The organism is Pseudomonas synxantha, assembly GCF_900105675.1.
Classification (GTDB): Bacteria; Pseudomonadota; Gammaproteobacteria; order Pseudomonadales; family Pseudomonadaceae; genus Aquipseudomonas; species Aquipseudomonas synxantha.
The window spans coordinates 4253919-4268502 of record NZ_LT629786.1; the positions used below are offsets into that span (position 1 = coordinate 4253919).

At 63.5% G+C, this 14584-nt stretch carries 5 protein-coding genes; 4 read left to right on the forward strand and 1 reads right to left on the reverse strand.

What is annotated here, in order from left to right; all coding sequences use genetic code 11:
- Positions 1-301 precede the first annotated feature (301 nt).
- Positions 302-4927, reverse strand: coding sequence for a hypothetical protein (locus BLU48_RS19810; RefSeq protein WP_057021431.1), 4626 nt, complete (start codon positions 4925-4927; stop codon positions 302-304).
- Between the two features lie 221 nt (positions 4928-5148).
- On the opposite strand from BLU48_RS19810, the gene BLU48_RS19815 reads away from it, so the two are divergent.
- From BLU48_RS19815 to BLU48_RS19830, 4 genes are all read left to right on the forward strand, one after another.
- Positions 5149-9957 carry a dermonecrotic toxin domain-containing protein gene (locus BLU48_RS19815; protein WP_057021432.1) on the forward strand — a complete coding sequence of 1603 codons (4809 nt, stop codon included), beginning with the start codon at positions 5149-5151 and terminating at the stop codon, positions 9955-9957.
- 64 nt (positions 9958-10021) lie between these two features.
- Entirely contained in the window at positions 10022-13117 is a 3096-nt protein-coding gene (locus BLU48_RS19820) for a transglycosylase domain-containing protein (protein WP_057021433.1), read from the forward strand.
- Between the two features lie 174 nt (positions 13118-13291).
- Positions 13292-13813 carry a PadR family transcriptional regulator gene (locus BLU48_RS19825; protein ID WP_046071113.1) on the forward strand — a complete coding sequence of 174 codons (522 nt, stop codon included), beginning with the start codon at positions 13292-13294 and terminating at the stop codon, positions 13811-13813.
- Positions 13810-14577, forward strand: a complete 768-nt coding sequence (locus tag BLU48_RS19830) for a siderophore-interacting protein (RefSeq protein ID WP_057021434.1) — start codon at positions 13810-13812, stop codon at positions 14575-14577. Before BLU48_RS19825 ends, BLU48_RS19830 begins: the two co-directional genes overlap by 4 nt.
- Positions 14578-14584 lie beyond the last annotated feature (7 nt).

The following is a 14584-nucleotide window of genomic DNA, read 5'->3' on the forward strand; positions in this document are numbered from 1 at the left end:
CAGCGGATGGCCTGATACACCGGCTGGGACCGGGTCTGCCTCGTGGGCAAACCCGCCTGGCCGTAGGAAACCGGGCAGGTCAGCGGGGCGTGCAGTATAAAAAGCTACCGACAGGGCTTTTCACTTAATAAACAGCAAAATTTGGCGATAAGCCCCGTAAAAACCGCTTTCGGCGGCGGCAGCTCCAGGCGTCTAGATCGGCCTTCACGGCGCAAAACGGCAGGAATTATTACATAACTTGTCTGCAACCGGGCGCTTGTGCCCGGGCTGTTGGCAAGCGAGCCGTCATCAGTCGCCAAGGCTAATCCACACTGAAAAACACGCGCCTGGCCAACGCCCGCGAAATGCTCGCCCGATCAATCTCCAGGGTCTGGCGCACGCGCCCGGCCTGGCCGGTACGCATACGTGCAAAGGCTTGCGCCTCGACCTCGGCCTGGGCCTGGCGCCCCAGGCGCTCCTGCTCGGGGCTCTTGAGATGTGCGGCGGTGTAGTGGTCATCCGGGCCCTGGCTGCGTTCATAGTGAAAGTGAGCATAGCACAGAGGTTGTTCGGTATGGGCATCCGCCACCACGTATACCTGCAGGAAATCTCGGGTTTTGCCCTCAAGCGGTACGCGGGCGTCCTGGCGAATGATGGTCACCTCGTTGAGACTGTGCAGAAAAGCCAGGTCCTCTGTGCTGTCCAGCTTGAGTTTGCTGGCGCGAACCCGTGCTTGCACGCCGGCCGCCTCCAGTCGCAGCGCCGCTGCCCGCAGCTCGCCTTCCCGGGCCCTGGCATTGCCGAGCTGCACGGCCGACAAGCGCGAATGGTCCAGGCTGCGCAGTTTGCCGGCAATACTGTCGGCCACCATCCGTCGGCTGGTGGCCTGCTCCTCAAGCAACGCTTGCTGGGACGCCGGCGTGCAGGTCGCGGCCAGCGCTTGCACCTTGAGGATCGCTTTGTCGACATCGCGCAGCAGACGCTGCCCCTTGTTCATCAACGCGCCCAATTGCGGATCGGCCGCGGAACGCGGGGCTGGTTGCTTCTCGGGATCCCAGACGCCGTCCGCCGCCTCGGTGAAGGTGGCGATCACATTGTCCTTGGCATCCACCAGTTCCGCCGTCTCGGCACCACTGCCCTGGGCGCGGTCCTTGAAGCGGGCCACATACACATCACGATTGCGTGTACGAATGATCTTCTTCTGCCGCGCTGCGGTTGCCACAGGCGCACTGGCGGTTGGCGCATCCACAGCCAGCAGCCCCGCCAGCTCCTCCTCCACCTGCTTGCGCAAACCACCCAGCAACGACTGGAGCTTTTGCAGATAGGGCAAGTCAAAGCTCTCCGGCGTCATGGCGCGCCAGAACTCGATATGATCGTCGGTCGAGGCATACACCTGGCTGAAGCTTTTAAGCAGTTCGATGCGTTCATCGCGGGTCACGGCCAATTGCTCCAGGTCCGCCAGGGAACGGCTGGCACACCGGGCCCGGTTCATCACCTGGTTCAAACCCTGGTAGAACTCGTCTTCCAGTGGCGGGCCGCCGGCATCGATACTCAGGCCCCACAGGGAGGTCATTTGCAGGGTCTTGAGGTCCACGTTAGACGGCCGCGCGGGTATCTGTGCCACCAGCGCAGCGGCTCTATCACGCCCCAGGCGCGGTACGTTGCGCAATTGATGCATGGCACTGATTTCCAGGGTGCGCCACTCAATCGCCGACGCCTGTACCACCACCAGTTCGCTCATCCGCGCCTGGAGGCGGATATGGGCTTGATGGTTAATATCTGACTCAGCCTCCTCGGCGCTCTCGTTTTCCAACAACTCCAACAGCGGCCTGACCTGGGCATTGATCCGCAGCATGTGCTCCCGGACCTGGGCATCCAGCAGCAGCAAGGCCAGAATCAGCGATTCCAGCACTTCGCAAAGATCCTCTTCGTAATGGGGCCGTGGCTTGATCTCCCGCAGTCGCGTGAGCAGTTGCAGCTCGTGCTGGGAGAGGCGCACCTTGTTCTGGACTTCCGTGCGATAGCGCTCGCGGACCTGGGAAAGTTGCTCATCGCTGAGGGGGGCGGCCTGGCGCATCAGTCTCCCCGCGACTTCCATGGCTGCCTGGGCGCGTATGCGTGCCTGGCTTGCCTCAAGGTACTCACGCTCAAGCGTGGGCAGTGAAGCCAGCGCCGCCTGTTGCGCACTTTGAATCACGCTGTCGGCATTGCCGCCGTCCAGGTAGAGGCGCAAATCAACATCCCAGCGGCCCTCGCCCAGCGCTTTGAGCCGGGGGCCGAGGGTGGCGCCATCGGCGCTGATCACTCGCACGCGACCTTCTTCAGCCTGGACCCGGTACAAGTGCCCACGCACCAGGGCCTGCCACTGGGCCGGGGTGTGCGTGGTATCACGCAACAAGCCACGCCAGCGGCCGCTTTGTTCGGCGTCGGGCAGGGCCTCGGGCCAGGGCTCGGCGAACGCCTTGAGGCTCAGGGTGCGCAGTCGGGCCCGCTGGGCGGCGGTCAAGGTCGAGCGGGCATTGGCCCAGCCGGCGGCGGCGCGGAAGGTCGCAGGCAGCGGGATCTGCGTCGGCACCGGCCGCCCTGGAATAACTTCGGGCTGTGCCAAGGGCGCAAACAGCGGATGCTCCATTGGCACCTGTTGTTGTGGATCGTAAGGAGCGCCCTGGTGGGCGAGGATCAGTGTCAGGTTCATCACTACATCCACGACCGCCGCGCTCTGCACTTGCTCATCGCCGCTGGCCAGCCCCTGGACATCCTGTTTCAAGCTGTCCATCAGTTGCAGTAGCCACCCGCCCAGCATCCAGGGTCCCTGTGCGAACGGCAGCACAGCGCCGAACAGCAACCACCCGGCCTGTTTCAAACTGGCCCAGCGCTGTTCGGTATTTGACACCGATTGCCGGTCGGCCAGCGCCATCAGGGCCTTGGCGGTCGCGTTGAACACCTGGCTGGTCGGCCCCTCGGCACTGACCTGTTTAGCGAGTTGCGCTGGTGCGGGTTTTTCATACTGGGTGAACTCATCACCCGCCAGAAAGCGACGTATATGCGGTTCGTCAAAACCGCCGTTGGCATAGACCGCCCGGCGCCCAGGGGCGAGCCAGGTCAGCGCGCCGTCCTGCAACGGGCCTGGGGCCTTGATTGCGGCGAACAAGGCGCCTATCGACACAAACTCCAGCAACATCGGTTCCAGCAAGGGCCGGTACAGCAGGTGAATACCGGTCTGCAGCCGTCGTGGGCCGATGATGAATTGGTTGGCAACCACATTCTCAGCCGCGTCCGACGAGGCCTTGAAAGCCAGCGGCCACAACGCCATCGCTTGGCCGTCGACCTGGCGGTCGGCGGTCTTGGCTTGCAACACGGCATGTACACGTTTGAAGCCTTGCCGGGTCAGGCCGTGCTCGCCCTTGATCTTCAATTCCAGCGCCAGCATCGGCAGCTGCACGCGCAGTTGGCGCCTGAACAGCTGTAGGCGGCGGGTGGACTGCTGCGGGTCATCCACCAGTTTCTGCTTGAGCAGATCCGGGTACGCCTGGCCGACATTGGCGCGGGTCACGCAACCCTTGAGCAGGTTGTACGTCAGCCATGCCGGGGCCTTCGCATTGTCGAGGGTGATCGCCGTGGGGGTAGCGGGGAATCCGGCCAGGTTCTCCAGAGCCAACTCGGTAAGGGTGACGGTTACGGGGTCGACTTCACCCGCGATGAAACCGCCCTGCACCGGCACTGCGGCGGCGACCACGCGTTTGAACGTCAGGCGGATATTGCCGGGGCGTACTTCCTGGGCACTGGATTCGCGCCTCAAGCACGCTTGCAGGACGTTGTCGGCAAACTGCTGGATCGAGCCGATACCCTCGAGAAAATGCGCCCCGGCACTGTCCTGGCGCGCCAGCACCCAGGCCTGGAGCAGCCGCGCATAGGCAATGCTGTCAGCGTCGCTGGCCTGGGCCAGCCACAGCGGCATGACATTGCGCAGGTTACGCTGCAACTCGCTGGGCCGGGAGACAAACCAGCGGCGCGCGTCGGTGATGTAGTTGAGCAGCGCCTGATGTTGCCCGGGCGCCAGGGGGATGCTGCGGTCGATGCGGTCGATATCGCGCAGTTGCTGCGCCAGGTAGCTCGCCGCCAAGGCGTCGAACGGATCGCCCTCGACATCGGCGGCAAACCACTGGGTCAGCGCGCCGGGCGTCGGGGCATAGGCCGCCAGCCGCGTGGCGACATCTTCGAGGCGGGGCAACGGATGAAGGCCAGTGGCGGGGTTGAACAGTACACGCTGCGGCCCATGGCTGAGGACCAGCAACGGCAGCATCTGCGCCGCGTCATTCGCTCCAGGTTCGCCGCGCAGGTACAGGGCCTGCACGCGTACCGCATCACCGTGCAGGCTCCACTGCGGGTCAGGCCGGCTGGGGCGCAGCAAGTGCCTGGGGAATACGCTGGCAAAACGTTGCGCGGTAAAACCTGGCGGCGGCGGGGTTTCATAGAGCAACGCCAGCAGGTCATCCGACACATAGCCCCAACGCGTCATGTTCACCGGCAAGTCTTCGCGCCACCAGGCTTGCAGGTGCCGGGCATAGGCCCCCAACAGCAGCGCTCCGCAGCGATTGACCAGGGCTTCCAGTTGCGCCAGGGTCGGGCCGCCGGGCACGAACACCTCGCGCTGGCGCTGCACAACCACCTGGTAACCCTGCACCAGCTGCAGCGGCTTGGCCGTGGCCAGGCGCTGCAGTAAACAATCGACCAGAGGCTGGTAGACCAGGGCGTCGTCGCTCTCGTCCGGCGTGCCGATATAAAGCCGCTCGGCATGCCAGGTTGCTGCCCCGAAGTGTTGGTCCAGGTCAGCCTGGGCACTTTGCTGCGCGACCGTGCGCAACGACGGCGGCGGATGCAGCAGGGTGTGGATTTGTTCGATAGCCGCCTGGCGTGGCGACGCCGGGGCGGGGTTGAGGGTGGTCATGATGAGCGCTCTCCATCCGGTTAAAACGGCAACGCTACGCCCTGCCCTTCGCCCCATTGCCATAGACAATTACCGCTGTCGATGCCCCGCCACGCGAGTCCCGCTGAGGTAGTTAATTACCCTCTGGGCCGGCGTCGCGCTCCGTAGTGTGGGCCGGTCGTTTTCTTCGACAGCTGTGCAAAGGCCCGCACGGATCACCCACACTACGGAAAACCCTGGATATGCCCGCACTCCCGTCCCCTACCCATGAAGAGCTGCTGCGCCAACTCAGCCTGTGCACCAGTAGCTTGCAGAGCCTGCTTGATTGCCAGCCGCTGTTCGCCACGCAACTGAGCGCCGCCTTGCGCCAGGAACTGGGTGAACTGTTGCCCGACCAGCTTCTGAACCCTGATGCGCTGTACTTGAATGAATACACCTACGACAGCCCCTCGCAGGTGCCGCGTATCACGCGTTCGCGCAACCTGACCCAGGTCGTGCAAGCGGCCGTTGTTACTGGCGCCGCACCCACCCTGCTCGCCAAGGCGACGCAAGCCGCGCCCGACGGTCCGGCCATGGGCTTCTACCGCGACGCGTTGAGCGCAGGCACGAACGGCGAGTTTGCCGCCCTTGAAGTGGCGGCCTTGGATGCGCTGGTCGATGACCTGCGCCAGAACAGCCTGCTGGCTTATCAACGCAGGCTCCGGGATTTCTGGTCCGGGCCGCACCCGCTCACTGGCGCCCTCAGTGTCCAGGATGCCGTAAGCCAACAGCTGCGTGACCTGATGCGTATCGAAGCGGACCTGAAACTGCTCAACGCGCGCCAGGCCAAGCACCCGGACCTGACACTGCTGGCCGAAGGCCGGCAATTGATCGAGAACCTGCTGCTGCATGAAACCTCGGGGGCCGCGACCCCGCCGCGGGCGGTCAGCCTCACCCTGTATGACCCACAGACGCCCACGTGGTCGGTGCCGCTCAACGGGGCGTTCATCCTCAGCGAACAATTGCACTCGACGCTGCCGGCGGTGCTGTACACCCCGCAATATGGTGGCGAAACCTTCAAGGACTTTTTCACCCTGCAAAACACCTTGAGCAGGCGCTTGGTCAGCGGCACAGACAAACACCTGTTATTGGCCAACGTGCCGAGTAGCGAACGCGAGCGCGCCAGCGAAGTCTTGAAGAGCGGGCAGAACCTGCGCTTTACCACGATCACCGGGCCGGTGTTCAGCCACTGCCTTCACGCCCAGCGCGAACAGCAGCAGGCGGATATCACCCACGCCTTTGGTACCCCCAACACCACGTTCGAGGCATTGACCGACACGCTGCACACCCACTTGGCGCTGCCGTTGGCGGGCAACAAGGCGCTGCTGGAGCGCCTGCCCGCGGCCCTCGACCCCATGGCATTCACCGCCACAGCCCACACCGCGCCCGACAGCGAACAGCAAAAGCACCTGATCCACCTGTGGGATTCGCTCAACGATCAAATCGGCTACCTGCTGGACAAGGACAGACACCCGACATTGGACAGCGTGTTATCGACGCTGCTCGAGGAAACCTTCCCCCAGTTACCCACGGGCGCCCGCACAGACGACTTATATGTCAACCGCTACCGCAGCGACAGTGCGGGCACCCGCCACCTGGAATCCTCCCAGCCTCTGCGCGAAGCACTGTTGCGGCGCTTGCCCACGGACACTGTGCAGGACCAACCCACGGATGTCGCAATTGCCCAGGCGGTATTCGCCAGCCCCAGCGCGGTAGCCGAAACCGAGCAAGTGGCCTGGAACGGCACCCTGCAAGGACTGGTCGGAACCCTGCGCACGCGCTTGCCGACGCAGGTCACCGCCTATTGGCACACCCCCCCGGTGGCTGGCTTAAGCTGCCCGCAAATCAAGCTCAACGACCTGTACCGTCAGTGCCTGGACGTGCAGGCGCGCCTGCGCTTTATCGACAATACCCTGAGCCCGGCCGCCAAGCTGTTGATCGAGCGCGTGCTGGGGCATCCCAGCCAGGCGCGGCGCGAAGCCCGCTTCAGCCATGGCCGGCGGCCCGGGGTGTATCAACTGACGATCGACACCGGCAGCGCTCAAGGCCAGCGACTGGCTGGATGCTTCGTCTTGACCCCCAGCGACGCCAGCCTATCAACCCTGCCCCACTGGCCCAACGGGCACAAGAACCTGAGTACCCAAGGCAGCGGCGGCAGCACGGTGCATGGCCCAGTGGTGCTGTTTTCCCCCGGCCAGGGGCTTGAAGAATTCCCGACCTTGCAGATGCTGCACGAGGGATTGAGCGCCCGTCTCGACGCCGCCGAGGAAGCTGGCAGGCTGCTCGCCTGTACCCTGCCGATCGGCCAGGCCCAGCAGCTCGATGGGCTCTGGGGCCTGCACCTGAGCAAGGTGTTCAGGCCGATTGAAGGCGACTTCATTGCCGATACCGTGCAAAGCCTGCTGGACAAACAGCTCGATGACATCCAGCCCCTGCTGGGCCAGGCCGGACACTGGAGCGAAACCGACTTCAAGCCCACCTGTGGCCCCGGCGACGTCGAGCACAACGGCCGTGCCGGACTGGCGGAACTGCTGGACACATCTGCCGCATTCATGGCGCGCAACCAACTGCTGCTCGATGAGCACCAGCCAAACTGGGAGAAACGCCTCAGCCCGACAGACAAAGCCCGCCTGCACAACCGCGCCCAAACAGCCCTTGAGAAGCAGCAGGCACTGGCGCACCAGTGGAAGGTCGTACCCGCGTTGAGCGAATACGCCAGGCAACAGGTGATGGATAAGATCAATGCGCTACCGGCCTTGAAAGCGTTGGCCGCCACCGTCAAGGCCGGGTGCCCTGGGCCTGAGGCAGACCCGGACCTGACCCTGGTCACCCGTACCGAACGGGTACGCATCAGCGCCGGCAGTGGCTTTGGCTCGAGTCATGAAAGCGTGGGTGACGTCGAGCGGATGAGCCTGACGCAGCTGCTCCTGAGAAATACCAAACCCTGGGAAAAGAGCCTCACCTGGAGCGCTGACGACAAGCTCGACGCCACACTGACCAACGCCGCAGGCCAATGGCTGCGCGATGGCCGCAGCAAACCCATCACCTTGGCAAAAGACGTGCTGGAACAGTGGCTCAAAGAGCTGGATATCGGCCCGCGCTATATCGAAAACGTACTCCAGCAAAACCTCTATCCGCAGCCCATGACGAGCCAGGCCCAAACCCTGAAAGACACGTGGATGGCCGCCCAGCAGGCCACCTTGAGTTACGCCGCGTTATTGGCCGAGCTGAACCCGGACGCCTATAGCACGCCGCTGGCCAGTGACAACGCGCAAAAGAAAGCCGCCGCCTGGGTCACCGCGGTACTGGCAGCCCCCGATCCAAAAAACCGCCAGCCCGTAGACGGCCAGAGCGTGATCGCTGCGGCGCTGATGTTCAATCCCGCCAGTGACGCTCCCGAAGGGCGTGGCGGTCAAACGGTAAACGGTGTGCTGCTGATCGGTACGGCGGTCGAAGAGCCTGTCGTGCTGTATGCCCCGGACGCGCCGGATGGGCAGTTGCTCAGGGAGATCAAAAGCGAGGCCGAGTTGGCTAAGCTGGCGCAGACCCCGGCCTGGCAGGCTTACCTCAAAGCCAGCTTGCCTGCCGGTACGCGCTTGTTGAACCCACGATTCGCTCCCCACACCGAGAATTTCCTCGCCGGGCTGTATCGCCAGAATCACCAGTACCTGGCAAACCAGGCCGACGACCAGACGCTGAGCAATGAGGAACTGGAGAGCCAGTCCGCCTTCAACAAGGTGATGTACGGCGTCGAGATCGCCTTGACCGCACTCGGCGCGTTCCCAGGCATAGGGCACTACGCCGCGTCGACCGTGAAATGGCTGGCCCGAGTGGGCGGCCTGACGCTGCAGACCCTGCGCAAACTGGGGCGCAACATCCCCGGGCTGATTGTGCGCCATGGCTTTGCGGGCCGGGTCATGGTCGAGATGGCGAACGCCGGCGCGCCCCTTGCCGGTATCAGCCTGCGCCCACTGCCCTTGGTGCTCGGTTCGGGCGCGCGCGGTACAACATCGATGAGCCAGGCTATCCTGCCGGGCTATCAGCGTGAATTCCAACGCCAGAGCGCCAACCTGGCAGTGCCCGGCGGGATTCCCGCAAGCGCTTCCCTGGCCGAAGGCAATGCCATTTATCGGACCGCGGGCTCGCCCTCGACCTTGCTGGTGCGCGGCACCCACGCCTCGGGCGATGAGGTCGTTCTGCGTATCCAGGATTCGTTCAACCTCTACGATCCCAATGGTGTGGTCGCACGGGTGCTGACACCCTCAGGTGCCAGCACGCCCTTTCGCTTGCGCCGGGTCGCGGGCACGCAGCGCTGGGCGCTGGACACCCTGGAACGCCTGCCCGGTGGTGCCCCCAAGACCAGCCAGGAAGTGGACGAAGCGCTCAGGCAGTGGCAGGTGTACGTCGCCACCACACTGGCGCAAAATCCCGGACAGACGCCCGCCCTCACACCGGCCGTATTTTTCGCCGAACGCGGTATCCCGTTCAGAACCTGGAGCCAACACGTTAAACAGAGCGGAGAAATAACGGCCCGGGGTATCGAACGCCTCACTTTCGAAGCCAAGCCCTTCAGTGATTCGACCTTTATGCGCTGGGCCGAGGCGCCCCATAAAACGCCCCAGAGCGCGCAGTTGTTCAGGCAGGAGAACAGCGTGAAGCTCTCGGTGTGGGAAATCTATGTCCAGCGAGATGGTGCGCTGACCATCAGGGGCATGGCCCGGCAATCAAAAATACTCAATACGCGCATCACCGGAAAATACAACCGGCGTATCACTGACCAGCACCTGAAAGCCTGGTACGAAAAAACCCGCGACCCGGCCCACCGCAACAGAATCGCCCTCGAGAAGTTCGCCATCGAAAACGGCATCCATTTGCCGTCTTGGTACCGCTACGTTCGCCTGGACGGCAGCTTCAAAGGGGACGCCTTCCTGGTGCGCCGCCTCAAGCGCCTGAACATTGCGGTGACCGCGGTAGCCGAGCCGGTGCCCGGTCCGTCTACAGCACCCGTCTGAAGCGTCAATCTACGTCTACGCTTTAGACAAGTCCGATCAATCTGCACGCATGGATCAATCGACTATGGGCGCTCTGTGGCAAACCGATCCGAGCAAGACTGCAATCAACAACGACAGCCCGTCCCCCGCGCCTTTGTCGAAAAAGAAACCGCCGCCTCGCCTTTGGCGACGGCTGGGTTGGCTGATCCTGTTGATGGCTGTGCTTGCCGGTGCTTATGCCGCGTTGCGGGAAATGCGCAGCGCCCACTGGCAAGCCCGCTTGTTCAGTCAATGGGCAAGCGAGCTGACCTACAGCGTCGGTCCTGGCGCCAGCGACGCCATGGTGTATCCCGGCGCCGGGCCCTTTGACCAGCGCCTGGGCTACAGCGCCCTGGGCGAGTTCCTGCCGCGCCTGCTCAAGCGCAACTATGTGATCGTATCCCAGGCACGCTTCTCCGAGGCGCTGATGAATTACAGTCGCCATGGGTTATTTATTCCCTACGCCGAGAAACTCCAGGCCGGGTTGTCGATCACCGATTGCCGCGCCACGCCGCTATATCAGTTCAGCTATCCGCCGCAGCTGTATGCACGCTTCACTGACGTGCCACCGCTGCTGGTGCACAGCTTGTTATTCATCGAAAACCGCGAACTGCTGGACCCCGACCCGGCCCAGGCCAACCCGGCCGTGGACTGGCCACGATTTGCCAAGGCGGCCTGGTCGCAAGTCGCCCGCCAGTTGCACTTGCCCGGGCAAACGGCCGGCGGCAGCACCTTGGCGACCCAACTGGAAAAGTACCGCCACTCACCCGACGGCCTGACCCTGTCAGGCAGTGAAAAAATCCGCCAGATGCTGTCCGCCAGCGTGCGCGCCTACCAGCATGGCCCCGACACCCTGGCCGCCCGGCAAAACGTGGTGCGCGACTACCTCAACAGCGTGCCGCTGTCGGCAGTGCCCGGTCATGGCGAGGTGCACGGCATGGCCGAAGGGCTGCGGGTGTGGTACGGCGCCGATTTTGCCCAGGTCAACCGGGCGCTGGCGGACACTGGCCGAGCCCCGACCAGCCTCGCCGCACGTGGCCTGGCCTTGCGCCAGGTACTTTCGTTGATGATTGCCCAGCGCCGTCCTTCCCATTACCTGATCAAGGGCCGCGACGAGTTGACCGAACTGACCGACAGCCACCTGCGCTTGTTGGCCCATCATCAGATCATTGATGCCGACCTGACCAAGGCGGCGCTGGCTGCCCAGGTCAGTTTCCGTGATTGGCAACAGCAACCGACGTTGCAACGGGTCGACAGCAATAAAGGCATCAGCGTGGCGCGCAGCCAATTGGCCGGCCTGCTCAACCGCCCGCTGTACGACCTTGATCGCCTCGACCTGGCCGCCACCAGTACCTTGCAAGGCTCCTTGCAGAACCAACTCACCGACTACCTCAAGCAGCTCGCCGAACCAGCGTATGCCGCCAAGCTCGGCCTGCTCGGTGAACGCTTGCTCAGCCCCGCCAGCACCGCACAGGTGCGCTACAGTTTTACCCTGTTCGAGCGCACCGCCGACGGTGCGCGGGTGCGGGTGCAAACCGACAATACCGACCAACCGTTCGACATCAACGAAGGCAGCAAGCTCGAACTGGGCTCCACCGCCAAGCTGCGGGTGCTCACCACCTACCTGCAGATCATCGCCGAGCTGCACGAGAAGTACGCCGTACTGGCCCCGGCCGCCCTGAAGAAACTCGACATCGCCGAGCAGGATCGTATCAGCCGGTGGGCCGTCGACTACCTGATCCAGGCTACGGATAAATCCCTGGCAAACATGCTCGATGCTGCCCTCGACCGCACCTACTCGGCCAGCCCCTACGAAGGTTTTTTCACCGGTGGCGGCCTGCATCACTTCCATAATTTTCGCAATGAAGACAACCACCGCAACCCGACCTTGCGTGACGCCCTGCGCGAGTCGATCAACCTGCCCTTCATTCGCCTGATGCGTGACCTGGTGCGCTTCACCACCTACTCTGGCGCCAACAACAGCGCGGCACTGCTCAAGGACGACAGCGACCCGCGTCGCCAGGAATACCTCGCCGGTTTCGCCGACCGTGAAGGTACGACCTACCTGCGCAAGTTCTGGAAGAAGTACCAGAAGAAAGACACCCAGGCACGTCTCGATACTTTTCTCGACGGCCTGCGCCCCACGCCCATGCGCCTGGCCGCCGTACACCGCTACCTGTTGCCCGACGCCAGCCAGGACAGTTTCAACCGGTTCGTGCGTGCGCACCTGACCGGCGCCAAGGCGAATGAAAAACTCAGCGACGAACGCCTGCAAAAACTCTATCGGGATTACGGCCCCGGGGCCTATGACCTGCCGGACCAAGGTTATATCGCCAAGGTCCACCCGTTGGACCTGTGGCTGGTAGGCCACTTGCTCAAGCATCCCGAAGCGACGTTCAGCGAGGTGGTCAAGGCCAGCCAGTTCGAACGCCAGGAGGTCTACAGCTGGTTGTTCAAGAGCCGCCATCAGAGCGCCCGTGACAGCCGGATCCGCACCATGCTCGAGGTCGAAGCCTTCCTGGAGATCCACCAGCGCTGGCAGGCCGTCGGTTACCCCTTCGACCACCTGGTGCCGTCCCTGGCCAGCGCCATTGGCAGCTCCGGCGACCGCCCGGCGGCCCTGGCCGAGTTGATGGGGATCATCCTCAACGACGGCGTGCGCCTGCCGGTACTGCGCATCGACAGCCTGCACTTCGGCGCCGGCACGCCCTATGATACCCGCCTGGTCAACGATCCCAACCGCAGCAAGCGCGTGATGCCGGTGGAAGTGGCCCGGGCCCTGCGCGGCGCACTGTCCCAGGTGGTGGACGCCGGCACAGCCAAGCGCGTGGCCGGCAGTTTCAAGCTGGCCGACGGCACGCCCCTGGCCATGGGTGGCAAGACCGGCACCGGCGACAACCGCATCGAAGCCATCGGCGCCGGTGGGCGGATACTCAGCTCCAAGGCGATCAACCGCACCGCCACCTTTGTGTTTTTTATCGGTGACCGCCACTTCGGCACCCTCACCGCGTTCGTTCCCGGCAGCTCGGCCCAAGGCTTCACCTTTACCTCGGCCTTGCCGGTGCAAGTGCTCAAGGGCATGGCACCGATGCTGGTGCCGTATCTGGAAGCGACGGGAGAGGCGCTGTGCCACCGGTCATGAAGCGGGCTGCAGCGCATCGAAGATAATGTGCGTGCTCGTCTGCCGGACCGCGCCAGCGGATGTTCCTTTCACCCCCCTCTTACACCTGCCGCTGCCCGACCATCAGTCGCCCGAGCTTGCCAAATAAAAAGATATATCTTAAGTTCTATCTTAATCGAGACGGAGAACTTAAAAATGAGAGAGCACCACCCTCACCATGGCCGTGACGGCTTCGATAAACGCCCGGGCCGCGGCCCTCGGGTGTTCGCGCCGGGCGACTTGAAACTGCTGTTGCCGGCGCTGATCGCCGAACAGCCCTGCCATGGCTACGACTTGATCCGCCAGATCGAAAACCTGTTCGACGGCGCCTACACCCCGAGCCCGGGCGTGATCTACCCCACCCTGACCTTTCTTGAAGAGAGCGAATTGATCAGCGGTGACGCCGAAGGCGGAAAAAAACGCTACACAATCACCGACGCCGGTCGTCTCTTCTTAAGCGAACAGGCGGTTGCCCTCCAAGGCATTCGCATGCGCATGGAAGTCAGCAAGCGCTCACTGCGCGGCCACGACCGCCCGCCGGAAATCCACGAGGCGGTGCACAACCTGCGTCATGCCTTGCATTCGCACCATGGGCGTTGGAGCCCGGAAGAAATCGTTCGTGTCGCGGCGCTGCTCAACGGCACCGCCCAAGCCATCGTCGACGGGAAAGACCAATGAATACTCAAGCCATCCATCGCGTTACCCACGAAATCAAACGCCGCCGCCTGCAAGTCCTACGGGTGGTCGACCTCACGCCGCACATGCGCCGCATCACCTTGGGCGGTCCTGAGCTGGCGGGCTTCATCAGCCTGGGCAGTGACGATCACATCAAGCTGCTGTTCCCGCAGAACGCCGCCGAACAAGCCGCACTGGAAAGCCCCACATTCACCATCAAGGGCGACGGCCCGCAACCGGCCATGCGCGATTACACGCCACGGCGCTACGACTTGAGCATCGGTGAACTGGATATCGACTTCGTGCTGCACGGCGACGGCCCCGCCTCCACCTGGGCCGAGCAGGTGCAGGTCGGCCAGTACCTGTATATCGGCGGGCCACGGGGCTCGATGATCGTGCCGGATATCTTCGACAGCTACCTGTTGATTGGCGATGAAACCGCAATCCCGGCCATCGCGCGGCGCCTGGAAGAACTGCCGGCGGGTCGAAAGGTGCTGGCGGTGATAGAAATCGCCGATGCAGCGGAACAGCAAGTGCTGAAGAGTGCTGCGGATGTTGAGACTATTTGGGTGGTGCGCGGCCAGGAAGATCTGCTCGATGTAGTACGCAATCTGACGCTGCCTGGCGGCACGCTGTACAGTTTTGTCGCGACCGAAACCAAGTTGTCACGCCAGGTGCGGCGGGTGTTGCTGGATACGCACAAGGTCAACGAGGAGTTCTTGAAGGCTGTGGGCTACTGGCGGGCCGAAGGCAGCGAAGACGCATAAGGCTGAC